Source organism: Allobosea lupini (genome assembly GCF_900109525.1).
GTDB lineage: Bacteria > Pseudomonadota > Alphaproteobacteria > Rhizobiales > Beijerinckiaceae > Allobosea > Allobosea lupini.
Window position 1 is genome coordinate 234,894 of sequence record NZ_FOAN01000004.1, and the last position, 16,551, is coordinate 251,444.

Annotated in this window: 17 protein-coding genes; 7 read left to right on the forward strand and 10 right to left on the reverse strand. The window is 66.9% G+C overall.

Features of this window, described 5'->3' with window-relative positions; genetic code table 11:
* Nucleotides 1-18 precede the first annotated feature (18 nt).
* Together BMZ21_RS30595 and BMZ21_RS13795 are read right to left on the reverse strand one after the other, a co-directional pair.
* Complete coding sequence (locus BMZ21_RS30595) at nt 19-819, reverse strand: class I SAM-dependent methyltransferase (protein WP_091835099.1); 801 nt, start codon at nt 817-819, stop codon at nt 19-21.
* Between the two features lie 137 nt (nt 820-956).
* The gene (locus tag BMZ21_RS13795) at nt 957-1,718 is read right to left on the reverse strand and encodes a Crp/Fnr family transcriptional regulator (RefSeq protein ID WP_244543840.1); all 762 of its coding nucleotides are present in this window, start codon (nt 1,716-1,718) and stop codon (nt 957-959) included.
* 123 nt (nt 1,719-1,841) lie between these two features.
* Between BMZ21_RS13795 and BMZ21_RS13800 the strand changes: the two genes are divergently transcribed.
* From BMZ21_RS13800 to BMZ21_RS13810, 3 genes are all read left to right on the forward strand, one after another.
* Nucleotides 1,842-3,653 carry an ABC transporter ATP-binding protein/permease gene (locus tag BMZ21_RS13800; protein WP_091835105.1) on the forward strand — a complete coding sequence of 604 codons (1,812 nt, stop codon included), beginning with the start codon at nt 1,842-1,844 and terminating at the stop codon, nt 3,651-3,653.
* A 131-nt stretch (nt 3,654-3,784) separates the two neighbouring features.
* Nucleotides 3,785-4,060: a hypothetical protein gene (locus tag BMZ21_RS13805; protein ID WP_091835108.1), complete on the forward strand. Its 276-nt coding sequence runs from the start codon at nt 3,785-3,787 to the stop codon at nt 4,058-4,060.
* A 112-nt stretch (nt 4,061-4,172) separates the two neighbouring features.
* A complete protein-coding gene (locus BMZ21_RS13810) occupies nt 4,173-5,045 on the forward strand; it encodes a transglutaminase family protein (RefSeq protein ID WP_091835110.1) in 873 nt (290 codons plus the stop codon).
* Here BMZ21_RS13810 and BMZ21_RS13815 read toward each other — a convergent pair.
* The 3 genes from BMZ21_RS13815 to BMZ21_RS13825 all read right to left on the reverse strand — a co-directional run bounded on the left by BMZ21_RS13815 (nt 4,970) and on the right by BMZ21_RS13825 (nt 7,576).
* Nucleotides 4,970-6,700, reverse strand: a complete 1,731-nt coding sequence (locus BMZ21_RS13815; RefSeq protein ID WP_091835113.1) for a histidine kinase dimerization/phosphoacceptor domain -containing protein — start codon at nt 6,698-6,700, stop codon at nt 4,970-4,972. The genes BMZ21_RS13810 and BMZ21_RS13815 overlap by 76 nt on opposite strands.
* Before the next feature lie 113 nt (nt 6,701-6,813).
* Complete coding sequence (locus BMZ21_RS13820) at nt 6,814-7,374, reverse strand: sigma-70 family RNA polymerase sigma factor (RefSeq protein WP_091835116.1); 561 nt, start codon at nt 7,372-7,374, stop codon at nt 6,814-6,816.
* A complete protein-coding gene (locus BMZ21_RS13825) occupies nt 7,361-7,576 on the reverse strand; it encodes a NepR family anti-sigma factor (protein ID WP_143079709.1) in 216 nt (71 codons plus the stop codon). The genes BMZ21_RS13820 and BMZ21_RS13825 overlap by 14 nt, the downstream gene beginning before the upstream one ends.
* A 340-nt stretch (nt 7,577-7,916) precedes the next feature.
* Between BMZ21_RS13825 and BMZ21_RS13830 the strand changes: the two genes are divergently transcribed.
* Together BMZ21_RS13830 and BMZ21_RS13835 are read left to right on the forward strand one after the other, a co-directional pair.
* Entirely contained in the window at nt 7,917-8,711 is a 795-nt protein-coding gene (locus BMZ21_RS13830; RefSeq protein ID WP_091835122.1) for a response regulator, read from the forward strand.
* Between the two features lie 188 nt (nt 8,712-8,899).
* Nucleotides 8,900-9,652, forward strand: coding sequence for an extensin-like domain-containing protein (locus BMZ21_RS13835; protein WP_167561636.1), 753 nt, complete (start codon nt 8,900-8,902; stop codon nt 9,650-9,652).
* A gap of 13 nt (nt 9,653-9,665) precedes the next feature.
* Here BMZ21_RS13835 and BMZ21_RS30600 read toward each other — a convergent pair whose 3' ends face one another.
* The gene (locus tag BMZ21_RS30600; RefSeq protein WP_208862280.1) at nt 9,666-9,908 is read right to left on the reverse strand and encodes a hypothetical protein; all 243 of its coding nucleotides are present in this window, start codon (nt 9,906-9,908) and stop codon (nt 9,666-9,668) included.
* Between the two features lie 165 nt (nt 9,909-10,073).
* Here BMZ21_RS30600 and BMZ21_RS13840 point away from each other — a divergent pair, with 165 nt between their 5' ends.
* Nucleotides 10,074-10,535: a DUF992 domain-containing protein gene (locus BMZ21_RS13840; RefSeq protein WP_091835128.1), complete on the forward strand. Its 462-nt coding sequence runs from the start codon at nt 10,074-10,076 to the stop codon at nt 10,533-10,535.
* Nucleotides 10,536-10,712: 177 nt separating this feature from the next.
* On the forward strand, nt 10,713-11,072 hold the full coding sequence (locus BMZ21_RS13845) for a response regulator (RefSeq protein WP_091835131.1): 360 nt from the start codon (nt 10,713-10,715) through the stop codon (nt 11,070-11,072).
* A gap of 8 nt (nt 11,073-11,080) precedes the next feature.
* Here the strand turns inward: BMZ21_RS13845 and BMZ21_RS13850 are convergent, their stop codons facing one another.
* The 4 genes from BMZ21_RS13850 to polA all read right to left on the reverse strand — a co-directional run bounded on the left by BMZ21_RS13850 (nt 11,081) and on the right by polA (nt 16,480).
* Entirely contained in the window at nt 11,081-12,469 is a 1,389-nt protein-coding gene (locus BMZ21_RS13850; protein ID WP_091835134.1) for a sensor histidine kinase, read from the reverse strand.
* Between the two features lie 100 nt (nt 12,470-12,569).
* Entirely contained in the window at nt 12,570-12,989 is a 420-nt protein-coding gene (locus BMZ21_RS13855) for a hypothetical protein (protein WP_091835137.1), read from the reverse strand.
* Between the two features lie 3 nt (nt 12,990-12,992).
* Nucleotides 12,993-13,355, reverse strand: a complete 363-nt coding sequence (locus tag BMZ21_RS13860; protein WP_091835141.1) for a glycine zipper domain-containing protein — start codon at nt 13,353-13,355, stop codon at nt 12,993-12,995.
* Nucleotides 13,356-13,450: 95 nt separating this feature from the next.
* Entirely contained in the window at nt 13,451-16,480 is a 3,030-nt protein-coding gene (gene polA / locus BMZ21_RS13865) for a DNA polymerase I (protein ID WP_091836040.1), read from the reverse strand.
* Nucleotides 16,481-16,551: the final 71 nt, after the last annotated feature.

A 16,551-nucleotide genomic window follows, 5' to 3' on the forward strand; every position in this document is an offset into this window, starting at 1 on the left:
GACGTCAAGCCCACGCCGTCACGGCTTGGCGCGGCGATAGACCCAGACGCGCGCCGGCGGGATATTGCGCAGCACCCAGTCGGAGACCTGGGCCTTGAGGCCGGAGCCCTTGCGCGGCACCGGCGAGATCACCGCATAGGTGAACTGGATGAAGGGTGCGCCGGGGTTGAGCACATTGGCAAAGGCGTCCTGCACCAGTTCGGTCCGCTCGGCCGGCGGCTTGTTGAACAGCGGCAGCGAGGACACCACTGCGCTCGCCTTGTCGGTCAGATGCCCGGCGAGCGTGGTCGAGAGCGCATAGGCATCGCCCTCGATGACGGTTGCCCGCGGGAAGCGGCGACGCAGCAGGTCGCAGAACTCCGGACTGTACTCGACCAGGATCAGCCTGGCTTCATCGATGCCGCGTTCGATCAGCGCTTCGGTGACCGGGCCGGTGCCGGGGCCGATCTCGACCACCGGCCCTTGCGCCTGCGGATCGACATAGGAAGCCATGCGCCGGGCCAGGAAAGGGCTCGACGGCGCGACCGCGCCGGTCCTTCCAGGCGAATCGATCCAGGACTTGAGGAAGCGGGCATCGTCGCTGAACCGGGCCTTGGCCTCGTCGGCCGCCTTGCGCACCTGCGATTTCAGCTTGCCGGCGGTGTTGCGGACCTCGTCCTCGACCTTGTAGCGCGCCGCGGCGACCCGAAGCCTGGCCTCTGCGACGCTGTCGGCGAAATCGGCCGCCGTCAGCCGCACCTCATGCTCCAGCCGCGCGGCCACGGACGAGCGCCCGAGGCGAGTGGCGCGCAGGCGCTGACCGGAAGCGGAATGGGCCATCCAGAACCTCGATGCGGCCAGGCAAAAAGCCCGCGCCGGAGCGACATGACAATGCCGTGACGTTACGCCGCTGTCATATGGGGTCAAGAGCGGGGCGAATCCAGCGATTTCTTGGCCGCCCGCACGGCCCTCAGCGATCAAATCAGCGGACGCGGGTGAAGCTCGCTCTCGAACAGCAGCGCCATGCGCTCGGTCAGGCGCGGATTGTGGATGGTGAGGCGGCCGCGCTCGAGCGAGAACATCCCGGCTTTGCGCAGGCGGGCCCAAGTCTTGCTGGTATGGACTAGCGAAAGGCCGAGTGCATCGGCGAGCTGCTGCTGCGTCAGCGGGAAGACGAAGCTCCTCTCGGCAACCAGGCCGAGCGCGTCGGCCCTGCGGTAGAGCGAGATCACCAGCGCCGCGATCCGCTCCTGCGCATTGCGCTGGCCGACCGAGGTCAGGTTCTCGTCGATCAGGCTCTCCTCGCGCGAGCCGAGCCAGGCCAGCTCATAGGCGAGCGCCGGCATCCGCCCGAACATCTCATAGGTGCGCCGGCGCGGGAAGACGCAGAGCTCGACCTCGGTCAGCGCCTCGATGCCGTGCTGGGCGGCGCTGAGCAGCGAGGCCTGCAGGCCGACGATATCGCCGGGCAAAAGAAAATTGAGGATCTGCCGGCGTCCATCCGGCAGCGATTTGTAGCGGAAGGCCCAGCCGGAAAAGAGCGTGTAGAGCTCGGCATCCTCCTGGCCGGGATGGATGATGTCGGCGCCGGCCGGCAATTGCCGGTGATCAAGCTTCATCTCCTGGATGAAGCGGATCTCCTCGTCGGATTTGTCCTTGAAGGCAGGTTTCAGCCGCAACGGACAGGCCAGGCAGGACGGGCTGCGGTGATTGCGATGATTGCTCGATGCGACGATCACGCCCGGCTCCCTCATCCGCCGGAACCCGCGGCGAATGCTTTGCGTTTGTGTGTGGCGCGAAAGCGTTGGCTTAGCAATCGCGCTTCGTCTCGGCATTAGCAGATCGGCTGGGGAGGCCGCCGCATGAAATCACGTGCCTCCGGGCTGCGGCGCTCGCGCCTGCGCCAGTTCTTTCGTGTCGCCCTGGGTTTCTGGCGGGGCAAGACCAGATTGCGCGCCTGGGGGCTCACCATTGCGGTGCTGCTCTTCGTCGCCGCCCAGCTCGGTGCCGCAGTCGGCATCAACAGCTGGAACCGGCTCTTCTTCGACGCGCTGGAAAAGCGCGATTTCGACAAGATCTGGACGGCTGTCGGCTGGCTGCCGCTGATCGTCGCGGCGTCGGCTGCATCGTTGTCCTGCCTGGTGATCAGTCGGATGCTGCTGCAGATGCGCTGGCGCGAATGGCTGACGCATCGCCTCGCGGGCTGGTGGATCGCCGACCAGCGCTATTACCGGATGCAGTTCGTCGCGCGCGAACAGAGCGCCCCCGAGTACCGCATCGCCGAGGATGTCCGCCTTTCCATCGAGCCCCTGGTCGAGTTCGCCATCGGCCTGCTCAGCGCTTTCGTGACCGCGGTGACCTTCGCCGCGATCCTGTGGCAAGTCGCAGGCTCGGCGCATTTCACGCTCGCCGGGGCCGAGATCGTCATACCCAGCTACATGGCGATCGCTGCGATCGTCTACGCGGTCATCGCCTCGATCGCGGCCTATTTTGCCGGGCGCCCCCTGGTGCCCCGCATCGCCGCCAAGAACGAGGCCGAGGCGCAGTTTCGCGCCGAGATGACGCGGTTGCGCGAGAACGCCGAGAGCATCGCCCTGATCAAGGGCGACGCCGACGAGCGCGATTCGGTCGGAGAGAACTATGGTCGCGTCGTCGCTGCCTGGCTGAAGGTGATCCGGCAGCAGGGCGTCATCGCCATCGTGCTGAACACCAATGGCGCGCTGTTCCCGATCGTGCCGCTGCTGCTGATCGCGCCGAAATACCTCTCGGGCGAGATCACCCTGGGCGCCGTCATGCAGGTCGTCGCCGCCTTCAGCGCGGTGCAGGCCGCCCTGATCTGGTTCGTCGACAATTTCGTCCGGCTGGCGGAGTGGTTCGCCTCGGTGAGGCGCGTCGACGAGCTGGCCGAAGCGCTGGAGGCGCTCGACGTCGGCACGATCATGGAAGGCGAGACCCAGATCGAGCTGGGCGAGAGCGAGGACGACGACATCCATATCGCGGATCTGTCGATCGCCCACCTCAACGGGCGGATCGTCATCGCCGATGCGTCGATCGTGATCGAGGCCGGCGAGAAGGTCCTGGTCGCCGGCGAGAGCGGCACGGGCAAGAGCACCCTGATCCGTGCGATCGCGGGCCTCTGGCCGTGGGGCGCGGGCTCGATCAAGCTGCCTCCGGGCAAGCGTATCGCCTTCGTGCCGCAGAAGCCCTACCTGCCGATCGGCACGCTGCGCGACGTGCTGCTCTATCCGGAAGCGGAGAGCCGCGTCGACGACGAAGCGGTCAGGGACGCGCTGAAGCGCTGCGGGCTCGCCTCGCTCGGGCGACGGCTCGACGAGGAGGAGCGTTGGGACCAGACCCTGTCCGGCGGCGAGCGTCAGCGCATCGCTTTCGCCCGGCTGCTGATCCAGAAGCCCGACATCATCATCATGGACGAGGCGACCTCGGCGCTCGACGAGGCCAGCCAGGATTCGCTGCTCGGGCTGATCGACAGCGAACTCTCCTATGCGACGATCATCAGCGTCGGGCATCGGCCTGGCCTCGAGGATTTCCACGAGCGCAAGATCACCTTCGAGAAGCGCGAGGCCGGCGCGCATCTGACCTCGAAGCGCCTGACCCGGTCGCTCTGGCGGCTCTTCCGCCGGCGCGAAGCCGCCAATGATCGCTCGGTCGCCTGATAAACGAATCGCGCCCGAAGAAAGAATCGGGATCGCTGCGATTTTCGCGCAAACCGGAACAATTCCCTGCCAGACGGGTTGAAAAGCCGTTCCGCCTTTCAAGAACGACCACACGAACCGGGAGAGCGAAGATGCCGACTGCCAGCCTTGCCCCCTTCAAGCGCGCTGCTACCTTCTTCGGCGGCATGGCGCTGGTCGTGACCGCCTTGACCATGGGCGCCTCGTACCAGAACGGTTTCGGCGAGAGCTCGGAAGCGGTCGCCCAGACCAAGCTCCAGCGTGGCGCCCCGGCCGACGTCCAGTTCGCGGCGGTCAATCCGGCCGAGATGCGCCGTGATTTCGCTCATCGCGTCGTCCCGACCTCGCAGCGCGAGGCCAGCCTCAAGGGCAACACCGTTCTGCGGTAAAACTCCGGAACCGATCCGGCGCTCGCGCGTAGTTGACCTGCCTGACCAGCAAAGCCGCCGCGAGGCGGCTTTTCGCATGATGGCGAGGTAAGATGGATCGGCTGGAGATCAAATGTATCTGCGCATTCGCCACGCGACGACCTATCGCTACGCCGAGCCGGTCGTCTTCGGCCCGCACCGGCTGATGCTGCGCCCGCGCGATTCGTTCGATCTGCGCGTCATCGACACCGCGATCGCCATCTCGCCGCCGGCCGCGCTGCGCTGGATGCACGATGCCTATGGCAACCCCGTCGCCATGGCGAGCTTCGCGGGTCCCTCGGACACGCTCGATGTCGTCAGCGAGCTCGTCGTCCAGCGCTTCGGCTCGGCGCTGCCGCGCTCTAGGCTTGAGCCCGACATCGATAGCTCCGATATCAACTACACCCCGGCCGAGCGGGCCGTCCTCCAGCCCTATCTCGATCTCGCCGCCGCCGATCCCGATGGCGCGCTCGACGCCTGGCTGCAAGCGTTCCGGACCCGGCTCAACGGCGGCCACTTGCTGCGTGCCCTGGCGCATGAGATCAACGCCAGCCTGAGCTATGCCGTGCGCTTCGACGAGGGGACGCAGCATCCGCTCGATACCCTGCAAGCGGGGGCGGGTTCCTGCCGCGACTACGCCTGGCTGTTCATCGAGCTGGCGCGCCGGCTCGGCTTCGCCGCGCGCTTCGTCACCGGCTATATCCATGACCGCTCGCCGCAGGGCGGGGCGATGACCTCCGTGGCCGGGCTGACCCATGCCTGGGCCGACGTCTTCATTCCCAATGACGGCTGGGTCGAATTCGATCCGACCAACGACCTCGTCGCCGACCGGCAATTGCTGCGGGTCGCGGTGGCGCGTGTACCGGAGGATGCTTCGCCGGTGTCGGGAAGCTATGTCGGGCCGACCGGCGCCTTCCTCGGACTCAGCGTCGGCGTCGAGATCACGCCGGTCGACAAGCTCGGCTGAGCCTCGTCGCTCTGGCGCTGAGCGCCGTGACTCAAGCGCCAGACGCCGAGGCTGCGCCCCTGCGGCGGGCTGATCTCCACGGCTTCGATCTGCATCAGGAGTCCGGCGAACAGGCGCGGCGGCGCGATCTGCGTGGTGTCGCGGTCGGAGCTGATGGCGATATCGAGGATGCCGTCGCCGGCTGCGGTCACGGCGAGTTCGAGGCCGATGCCCGGAGCTGTGCGCAGCACCCGGCTGACCACGTCGACGATCAGGAAGCCGAGCGGGATGATCCGATCGATCGGCAGGACAGCTTGCGTCTCGATGCGGCTTTCGAGCCGCTGGCCGCGGGCGAGGATCAGGCTGGAGACCATCGCCACGACGTCGTCGAGGAACAGGTCGATCCGCACCGGCTGCATCTCGCCGTCGGCGAGCGTGAAACGATAGGCGGCCGACAGCACATGGACGCGGCATTCCGCATCCGACAGCGCCATCCGCGCCTCGCCTCGATGGTCGCGCTTGGTCAGGCCGATATAGCTCTGAACCACCTGGAGGCTGTTCTTGACCCGATGGTGCAATTCGCGGACCAGGAAACGATTGTCGTCGAGCGCGAGCCTGAGCTTGCTCTGGCGCACCTCCTGCTCGTCGACCATGGCATTGAAGGCCTCGGCGACGCTGCGGATGTCGCGCGGCATCTCGTCGGAGAGCGGGACGTGGGCACTGGCCGAGCTCGACCTCGCCCGGGCCGTGGTCTCGATACCGCGCAGCCAGCGCACGCAATGCTGGTCGATCGCCTTCATATAGACCAGGCCAAGGAGAGTCAGCGTCAGCAGGGGTGCGAGCAGCAGGATGTAGAACTGCGTCCGCGCGGCTTGCTCCGCCGTGCCGTCGAAACTCGCCACGACATAGAGATCCGGCTCGGCCACCATGCGGGCTGCGTAGGCGCGGCTTGGTCCGGCCCGGCTCCGAGCAACCCAATGCGCGGTCGGTTCGGGTACGATCTCGGCATTCGGAAGCCAGGATGCATCGGCTTGCGCGCCGCCGCGCGCGACCACGACGTCGCCGCCGCGCCGGAGCAGCGCTGCCATCATGCCCTTGTCGCTGCTGCCGAGGTCGAAGGTATCGTCGAGCGGGTCCGGCTTGGTGAGCAGGAGCGCATCGCCTCCATCGAACTCGCTATAGATGGCGAGATAGGAGCGGCCGGCGATCGTCACCTGATCGTAGCGGGCCTTGGTAAACTCGGTGCCGCCCCAGAGCTTGATGGGAGGCCGCGTGGCGAGCTGGTTCGCCACGCCCGTGAGCTCACCGCTCGGGATACTGCCTCCGAGCCCACCGACACAGTCCGGCTGGCCGGAGACCCGCAGCAGCAGTGACTCGTAGCCGTAGACCGCGGCAATGGCCTTCTCAGCGATGCGCCCACAGCTGTCCACCGCCGGCGCTGCCGCCCGGATCGCTGTGGAGCTGGCGACGAGCGAGCGCAGCGCGCCGCGATACCAAACGCGGGCGCGCACCGCGAAATCATCCGCTGCACGCGCCTGGGATGTCTGGATTGCCTCGAACACCGTCCGATAGGTCGCGACCGCCGCCGCCGCCGTCAGGCAGGCGATGGGCAGGACGATCGCGACCATCAGTGCCAGGAGGCGGCCGCGGACCGTCCTGAACAGCGAAAGGGCCATCAGATCACGATGATTCTGGATCGAACCGATCCAGAATCAAAAAATGTGATCGATTCCAGGAGTTCAGAGCAGGATCCCCGCGAAAAACCGGTCGCACCTTTTCGCATCCTGCTCTAGCTGCCGACGGGTTCAGGTCCGGCGCGCTGCACGGCTGCGGTGATCCGGCGATCGGGGCCGAGATCATCGACGCCGCCGATGGACAGGAGCTCCGCCAGCTTGGCGCGTGCCCGGTTGACGCGGCTCTTGATCGTGCCGATCGCGACGCCGCAGATCTCGGCGGTCTCCTCATAGGACAGCCCGGTGGCGCCGACCATGATCAGCACCTCGCGCTGCTCCTCGGGGAGCTTGGCCAGTGCCTTGCGGAAATCGGCGAGGTCGAGATGGCTCTCCTGATTGCCGTGGGTCGCGAGCCTGTCGGCATAAGTGCCTTCGCTGTCCTGCACCTCGCGCCCGCGCTTGCGGTAGAGCGAGTAATAGGTGTTGCGCAGGATGGTGAAGAGCCAGGCCCGCAGGCTGGTGCCGGGCTGGAACTTCTCGGCATTGCCCCAGGCCTTGAGCAGCGTGTCCTGGACCAGATCGTCGGCGAGCTGCATCGAGCCCGAAAGCGACGCCGCGAAAGCGCGCAGATTCGGAATCTCGGCGATCAGCCCGTCCTTGAAGTCAGCTGCGCTCATCGGAGCCGCCTTCGGCTTTGAGGCGCCGTTCGGTATCCTCGAGCTGGGCGAGCAACACCAGAAACCGGTCGGGCACCGGCGCACTGATCAGGTCGTCGTAATGCGCCTTGAGGGATCGGCCGATCGATTCCTGCACCCGCGGGTCGAGCACCCTCTCGTCGTCCGGTTCGGCCCTTGCCGCTTCGGGCGGATCGGCATTCATCAAATTCATCACCCTAGCTCCATTGGCATGCCGACATGTTCGCCGATCACACCCCACCACGCCACGCACGCTCATCGGCACGCCGGCGCGCAACCACCCGGAAACGTACCTTCATTCGGCCCAATAACGAGGCCGAAAGCAAAAGGTTCCATTCCGGACGAAAAATAATTTTCTTGTCATAACAGTAACTTGAGTGCTTCTCTCCTGCAACTTTGATGGAGGTGGGATCTGTCTGGTCGGATGTCCGATCGGTGGTTCCGCCTCTCAATTCTGGATCGTAACCGACCCGATCAGCTGCCATCGAAAGCAGATCGGGCCGGACTTCGTGGGGGATAGCAAGATGTCGATCGCCACTGAAATCGCGCCGCATTTGCCGTATCTGCGCCGCTTCGCCCGGGCGCTGAGCGGAACGCAGGCCAGCGGCGATGCCTATGTCGTTGCGACGCTGGAAGCGCTCATCGCCGACCCCGGCACCTTTCCGCGCGATCTCGGCGCGAGGGTCGGCCTCTACCGGCTGTTCCTGCAGATGTGGTCGTCCGTAGGACTCAACACCCAGGCATCGGCGCCGGAGACGGAGCGTTCCGCCGCCGAGCGAAATCTCGACGCGCTGACGCCGCGCTCGCGCCAGGCCTTCCTGCTGCGGACGGTCGAAGGGTTCTCCATCGAGGAGGTCGCGCAGGTCATGAACATCGCTCCGAGCAACGCCGCAGCCCTCGTTCAGACCGCCGGCCAAGAGATCGCCGAGCAGGTCGCTACCGACGTGCTGATCATCGAGGACGAGCCGATCATCGCCCTCGACATCGAGACCATGGTCGAGGAGCTCGGCCACAACGTCACCGGCGTCGCCCGGACACATCGCGAGGCCATCGCGCTCGTCGCCAAGAAGCGGCCGGGCCTGGTGCTGGCCGACATCCAGCTGGCCGACGGCAGCTCCGGCCTAGAGGCGGTCAACGAAATCCTCGCCGCGATCGAGGTGCCGGTGATCTTCATCACCGCCTATCCGGAGCGTTTGCTCACCGGCGACCGCCCGGAGCCGGCCTTCCTGATCACCAAGCCGTTCCAGCCGGAAGCGGTGAAGGCCGCGATCAGCCAGGCGCTTTTCTTCGATCGCCGCGCCGGCCGCAAGGCGGCCTGACCCACCGATCGAGGTGACCGGGAACAAATCGGCCATCCCTCGCGTTGCCCCGGCCCGGGGGATGCGAGGGAGATCGGTCATGTCCATGGCTCTGCTGGCGGCGCTGATTGTCGCGGCTTCGATCACGGTCCTGTTCACGACCGTCGGCTGAACGCATGTATCGGCGCAGGCCCATCTGGTGGGGTTGCTTGGCAGCCCTCGTCGCCTCCGCCGGATTGGTCGAGGCCGATCGGGCCTCGAGCCAGGAATCGAAGCCGACGAACGCTCCACGGCCCCCGTCGCGGCCCGCCTCCCTGCAGAAGCCCGCCTCGGCTCCGGCGATCATCCCGCTGGAGGACAAGCCGGTCTCCGCGACAGAAGGCAGTGGCTGCGTGCGGATGCTGGCAGGCATCCCCGGGAACAGGGTTCGTCCGATCGCGCCGGCCCCGAAACTGGAGGCGGAAGGCTGCCGCGTGGTCGATCCGGTCGTGGTCGATGCGCTTGCAGTCCGTACCGCCGCCGGGCCGGGGCAGGTCAGACTGGTGCCGCCACCGACGCTGAGCTGTGAGCTGGCGCGGGCCGTTTCGCTGTGGCTCGACAGCGGCCTTCAGCCTCTTGCGCGCGGGACGTTCGGTCGCGAGCTGACGGCGTTGCGCGTCGGCGGCGGGCACGAATGCCGCCGGCGCAATCGTCAGGCGTCAGGTGCGCTGAGCGAGCACGCCACCGGGCAGGCGCTCGACATCTTCGCCTTCGAGCTGGGCGAGGAAAAACAGGGCGGAGCGGTCGTGGTGGTCGAGCGGCCGAAGGGCCTGGAGCAGTCGCGCTTCTTGGACGGCGTGCGCCAATCAGCCTGCGGCGCCTTCATGACGGTCCTTGGTCCGGGCGCGGACGCCGCCCACGCCAACCATCTCCATGTCGATATCCAGCAGCGCCGGGCGGCCTCAAGCCGCTTCTGTCAATGATCCCGGCGAAATCCTATGACGCGATCGTGAAGACGGCGTCGGGCGTGTCTGACTGCGCCGTGGCCGGTGGCGGACGCCTTCCGCTCGACCAGCTCTCACGCCGGATAGCAAGCTCGGCCAGCGCCGAATCATGGTCAAAACCCTCGCGCAGAAGTTGTTCAAGGTCCCAGAATGGCGGAAGATCGCGCGCCAGCTTGGGAGTAGGAAACATCTGCGCCGGGCTGGTCTGTCCTTGCTTTGGCATTCGCGCGTCCATTGGTCAGTTCCCGTCAACGCAAGCACCGGATTGAGGTTCCGGATTATTTGGGAACTATGGAGTGATTGCGGCGCTTTGGTGCGGTTTCGAGGCGCAGCGGACGATTCGGCGAAACCGGCCTCGTGTCGGTGCGGTGCATTCGGAGTAGGGCGCAGGAGAAGGTGAATGAGACGTCTTATCGCAATGCTCGCTTTGGCGGCCGGTGCCAGCCTGTCCGCAGCTCCGACCCTAGCGCAGAGCACCGCGCCGGCGGGGCGCCTGACCTGCACGATCGGCGCCGGCCTCGCCCAGGCCGTCGCGACGCAGAAGCCGCTCGAATGCCGCTTTCGCCCGCGACGCGGGCCGCTTCAGACCTATACCGGAGTGATCCGTGGTTTTTCGCTCGACGCCAAGACGGTCGGGCGCAGCCTGCTCGCATGGCGGGTCTACGGGCCCTATGCGCGCGCACCTCTCGGCGTCCTCAGCGGTCCCTATGCCCGCAAGGAGGGTGATGTAAGGTTGTTCGGCAGCCATGACGGCGATGTCCGTCTGGTGCCGCGGTCCCTGCCCATCCAGCGAGGCGCCAATGTCGCCCTCGGCGTCACCGCCTTCGAGCTCAGTCTCGTCCGCTCGCCGCGCAAGCGCTGATCGGAGGTACTTACGCTTTCCTAACCATATACGGGCAATTTAAGTTGAATTTGAAGGGTTCGGGGCGGACAATCCGGCTCAGAACGGAACAAGGCCGACCGAGCGGGCGTTCATCAAGCTCACAAGCAGGAAACAGCTTGGGGTTGAGTCGTGAAGTTGGAAGGTGATCTGGGTCTCATGGCCGGTATTCGGGTCCTCATCGTCGAGGACGACCCCTTCATTGCGATGGATATCGAGAGCGCCGTAAGCGAAGAGCTCGGCGGCGACGCCGAGCTGATCGTGGTCGACTCGGTGTCGCAGGCGCGGCGTGCCGCCGACCAGCCGATAGACTGCGCCTTGCTCGACATCGACGTCGTCGGCGGAAAGACCTTCGCGATCGCCGCCAGCCTGCGCGCCAAGGGCACTCCGCTGGTGTTCGTCTCCGGCTCCGCCCCCAGCGAGGTTCCGCCCGAATTGCGCGACATACGCTTCGTGCGCAAGCCCTTCTCGGCCGACGAGCTCGGCCGCTTCGTCTCCAAGGCCGTGAACAAGGGCTGAGAAAGGGCTTATGCTGCCGCGTCCTCCTCGGTCCGCTGCTCCCGTTTCGGGAAGGTGACGGCGACACGGGTACCCGGCCGCGCCACACCGGGCGACAGCGGTGCAATCTCCATATCACCCCGCATGCTGCGCAGCAGGGCGTTGATCACCGACTTGCCCAGCCCGGCGCTCTGCTGGTCTTCCGGCATGCCGACGCCGTCATCCTCGACGCAGAGGACGAGGTTCTCTTCGGGCGTGCGCGCGAGCCGGATCGTGATCCTGCCGGCGGTACCGTCCGGAAAGGCGTGCTTGATCGCGTTGGTCACCAGCTCGTTGATGACGACGACGAAGGAAACGGCGTCGCGTCCCGGCAGGCGGATCGCATCCATCGCCAGGGCGATCTCGATCGGACGCCCTTCGGCCGCCTTGCCGATTTCGGCCAGCAGATCCTCCAGATAAGGCCGGGCCTCGATCTCGTCGGCCTCGATGTCGAGCCGCAGGCGTCGCTGGCCGGCCGCGATCGCCTGGATGCGCGATTGCGCCTGGGCCAAGGCCTGCTTGACGGCGGGCTCGCGCGTCTGCCGACCCTGGACGTTGAGCAGGGCGGAAACCATCGCCAGATTGTTGCCGACGCGATGGTTGACGTCGCGCAGCAGCGCCTCGATCCGCAATCGCTCATTCTCGAGCTGGAGCGTGCGCTCGGCCACCTTCCGCTCCAACTCGGCATTGGAGCTGGACAGGGAGACCGTCCGGCGATGCCGCACCCGCAATTGCAGCCAGGCGGCGAGGCACAAGCCGGCGAGCGCGATCAGGATGCCGGCACTGGCCAGGACACGGCGACGGGCTTCGTGGCGGCTGCTGGCGGTAAGGCGGTGATTCTCCTCCAGCTGGATTTCGCCGACGATGTCGCGCAGCTCCTGGGTGAGGCGATTGCCGGTCCCGCGACTCACCATGGCGGCGGCCTCGCCGCGCTTGCCGGCCCGCATCAGCGCCACGGTGTCGGTCATCTCGACGAGCTTGCGGGTGGTCGCGGCACGGGCACGCTGTATGCGTTCGGTCTGCGTCGGGCTGTACGCGACGAGGCGTTCGATCTCGGCCAGGCTGGGCAGCAGCTTGGCACGGCTGTCGTCGTAGGGCTCCAGATATTGCTCGTCGCCGGTGAGCAGAAAGCCGCGCTGCCCCGTCTCTGTATCGAGCACGTTGCTGAGGAACCGCTCGCTGCGCTCGCGGATATCGATCGAGCGCGAGACCAGCTTCGAGGCTTCGTCCGCCCGGATGTTGATCCAGCCCGCGATCAGGACGGCGGCAGCAACCACGAGGATCGCGATTGCAGCCGAGGATGCGGTGTAGCGGCGCGTACCGAGCAAGGGCAGTCCCGGCGAGAGCCAGCGTGGACGGAGCTTCAGCTGGGCATTCATTGCCGTCTTGAATAGACGCTGACACTTGATCGCCCAAGGTAAAAAGACACATCGCCACAGACCGGCGGCGGAAAGGCCGCCGATTCAGAGCTAATCTGCTCTAGCTTTCAGCGTCGTCGTCGCCCCGCGCAAACTGCCGCCCGAGGATGAGCCCCAGCAGCACGACGCCGCCGACCAGTCCGGTGCGCCAGCCGAATTTGCGATTGCCGACCAGCGTGGCCGCGATCGGGGCGGCAGCGACCGCGGCGGCGAGGCGCCGATCCGGCCGCGGCCGGCTCTTCACATAAAGGGCGATGCCGATCATGAGCAGGGCGGCGACCAGCAACCCGCCGGCGATCGACAGGCTGGCGGTGACCGCCCCGTAATGCAGCGTCAGCACCGTGTGCAGCGCATTGAGCGCGTAGCCGACTGCGCCGGCCGCCAGCACCCCTGCCAGCAGGTAGAGCACGACGACCGTGACGTTGCGGCGCACGACGCCGCCGACCTCGCGCGTGACCAGACCGGTCAGCCCCCCCAGCATGGCTCAGCGCGCCGAGAGGAAGCCGACGAACAGCCCGACCGCGGCCGCAAGGCCAAGCGCCCGCAGGGGCCGCTCGCGGATTTCGCGGATGATCAGCTCTTCCAGGTCGCCGGCCTGTTCGCGCGCAACCGCTGCCATGCGGTCGGTGTCGACGCCGACCGATCTCAGCTTTTCGCTCACAGTCGCGGCGAGGTCTTCGGCGCCGCGCGTCAGGCTGGCCTCGATCTCGTCCGCCTCGTCCTTGACGCGACGGCCGGCGCGGCGGGCGCGCTCGGCCGTATCGGCGGCAGCATCGGCCACCTCGTCCTTGGCACGCTTGACCGAGGCCGCGGCCTGTCGCTTTGCGGTAGAACTGGTTGCGGCCATCAAATGCCTCCTGGTGCCTGCAATGAACGATGCCATGCGGAACGCACGGCGCAAAGCTCAACGCGTCAGCAATAGGACGGTTCCCGGCCGTAAGGTTAGTGCGCCTCGTCCCAGTTGTCGGCGGCGCGCGCATCGACGACGAGCGGCACCTTGAGCGCGACGGCCGGCTGCGGCGCTTCGACCATGACCTTGCGGATCACCGGCAGCGCCGCCTCGACCTGCCCCTCCGGGACCTCGAAGACCAGCTCGTCATGCACCTGGAGCAGCATGCGCGCGTCGAGCCTGGCGGCGGCGAGCGCGTCCTCCATCCGGATCATGGCGCGGCGGATGATGTCGGAGGCCGAGCCCTGGATCGGCGCGTTGATCGCCTGGCGCTCGACGAAGGCCCGCTCGGACGGGTTCTTCGAGGCGACCGCCGGGAAATGGCAGACGCGGCCGAAGATGGTCTCGACCGCGCCTTTGGCACGCACCGTGGTGCGCGCCTGGTCCATATAGTCGCGGATCCCCGGGAAGCGCTCGAAATACTTGCGGATATAGGCGCTGGCTTCCTCGCGCGAGATGCCGAGCTGGTTGGCGAGGCCGAAGGCCGAGATGCCGTAGATGATGCCGAAATTGATCGCCTTGGCGCGCCGGCGCACCTCGCTCGGCATGCCCTGGACCGGCACGCCGAACATCTCGGAGGCCGTCATCGCATGGATGTCGACGCCATCCGCGAAGGCCTGCCTGAGCTGCGGAATGTCGGCCATGTGGGCGAGGATGCGCAGCTCGATCTGGCTGTAGTCGGCCGAGATCAGCTTGTGGCCCTTCTCGGCGACGAAGGCGGTCCTGATCTTGCGGCCGGCCTCGGTGCGGATCGGGATGTTCTGCAGGTTCGGCTCGGAGGAGGAGAGCCGACCGGTGGTGGTCGCCGCCAGGGCGTAGGAGGTGTGGACCCGCTGGGTCTGCGGATTCACATAGGTCGGCAGCGAGTCGGTATAGGTCGATTTCAGCTTGGCCAGCTGGCGCCAGTCGAGGATGCGGGCCGGCAGCTCGTTGCCCTGCTCGGCGAGGTCCTCGAGCACGCCGGCGCCTGTCGCCCATTGCCCGGTCGCGGTCTTCTTGGCGCCGGGCAGGCCCATCTTGCCGAACAGGATGTCGCCGAGCTGCTTGGGGCTGCCGATGGTGAACTTCTCGCCGGCGAGCGTGTGGATCTCGTCCTCGAGTCGCGCCAGGGACTGGGCGAACTCGCCCGAGAGGCGCGACAGGATCTGCCGGTCGATCGAGATGCCGCGCCGCTCCATCCGCACCAGCACCGGCACCAGCGGGCGCTCCATTGTCTCGTAGACCGTGGTCTTGCGCTCGGGCACCAGCCGCGGCTTCAGCGCGAGCCAGAGGCGGAGCGTGACGTCGGCGTCCTCGGCGGCATAGGCGGTCGCCTTGTCGAGCGGCACCTTGTCGAAGGTGACCTGGCTCTTGCCGGTGCCGGCGACCTCCGAATAGGCGATCGGCTTGTGGCCGAGATGAACCTCGGAAAGCCGGTCCATGCCCTGTCCGCCATGGCCGGCGTCGAGCGCGTAGGAGATCAGCATGGTGTCGTCGATCGGGCCGACCTCGACCCCGTGCCGGTTGAACACGGCGATGTCGTACTTGAGATTCTGTCCGATCTTCAGCACGCCGGGGTCGGCGAGCAGCGGCTTCAGCTCGGTCAGCGCCTGGTCGAGCGGAATCTGGCCTTCGAGCAGACCTGAATCGAACAACCCGTCGCCGGCGCGGTGCTGCAGCGGGATATAGCAGGCCTTGCCCGGCGCGACCGCGAGCGAGATGCCGATCAGGTCAGCCTGCATCACATCGAGCGAGTTGGTCTCGGTGTCGAGCGCGACGCAGCCGGCCTCGTAGGCCCAGCCGATCCAGCGCGCGAGATCGGCGACGGTGCGGACGCACTCATAGGCGCCATGGTCGATCTTGACCGCGAGCGCCGCGTCCTTGCGTGCGGCGGCGAGATCGGCCGGCCGCAGCCAGCCATCGGCTGCAGGAGAGGCCGCCGGCGCGGCACCGTTCGCGACGGGAGCCGTCGCGGCGAGCTCGCCTGCCCCAGCGACCGGAGCATCGGTCTCGGCATAAAGCGCCTTGAGCGCAGCGGCGCGGGCGCCGCCCGGCGCGAGATCGGGGTCGGCATCGATCGCGCCGACATCGGCCTCATAGGCCTCGGCCGCGCGCTTGGTGATGGTGGTGAACTCCATCGCCTTGAGGAAGGCGATCAGCTTGGCCGGATCGGGCTGGTTCAGGGTGAGCTCGCCGAGCGGCGTCTCGACCGGCACATCCTCGACCAGCGTGACGAGCTTGTGCGAGATGCGGACCTTCTCGACCACCTCGGGATTGGTCAGCGTCTCCCGGCGCTTGGGCTGCTTGATCTCGCCGGCGCGGGCCAGCAGCATTTCCAGGTCGCCATACTCACCGATCAGCTGTGCCGCCGTCTTGATGCCGATGCCGGGCGCGCCGGGGACATTGTCGGTCGCATCGCCGGCGAGCGCCTGGACGTCGGTGACCTTGTCCGGCGTGACGCCGAAATACTCGACCACCTCAGGCTCGCCGATGCGCCGTTCCGGCCGGAATCCGGCGCCCTTCTTGGCGTCGCCCGAGGCTGGATCGTACATCGCGACACCCGGCCGCACGAGCTGCATCAGGTCCTTGTCGGCCGAGACAATCAGCACGTCGGCGCCGGCCTCGCGCGCCTGGCGCGCATAGGTCGCGATCAGATCGTCGGCCTCGTAGATGTCCTGCTCGACCGGGATCAGCCCGAAGGCGCGCACGGCGTCGCGCATCAGCGGGAACTGCGGAATCAGGTCCGGCGGCGGGTCCGAGCGATTGCCCTTGTACGCCGGGTAGATTTCCTTGCGAAAGGAGTTCTCGCTCTTGTCGAAGACGATGGCGAGATGGGTCGGCTTCACCCCGAGCACGCCATCGCGCACGAACTGGAACAGCTTGGTCGCGAACAACCGGACCGCGCCCGACGGCAAACCGTCGGAGCGGGCATTGTATTTCCGGTCCTGGTTGATCGACTGGAAATAGGCGCGGAAGATGAAATTCGAGCCATCGACCAGGAAGAGGTGGTCGCCGGGCTTGAGCTGTGAGGCCGGGTTCGTCATGGGCGGGACCATAGGGCGGCAGACCGGGATGGTCTATTGTGCAAGCAGCAGTGCCCGCAAGAAGCTGTCAG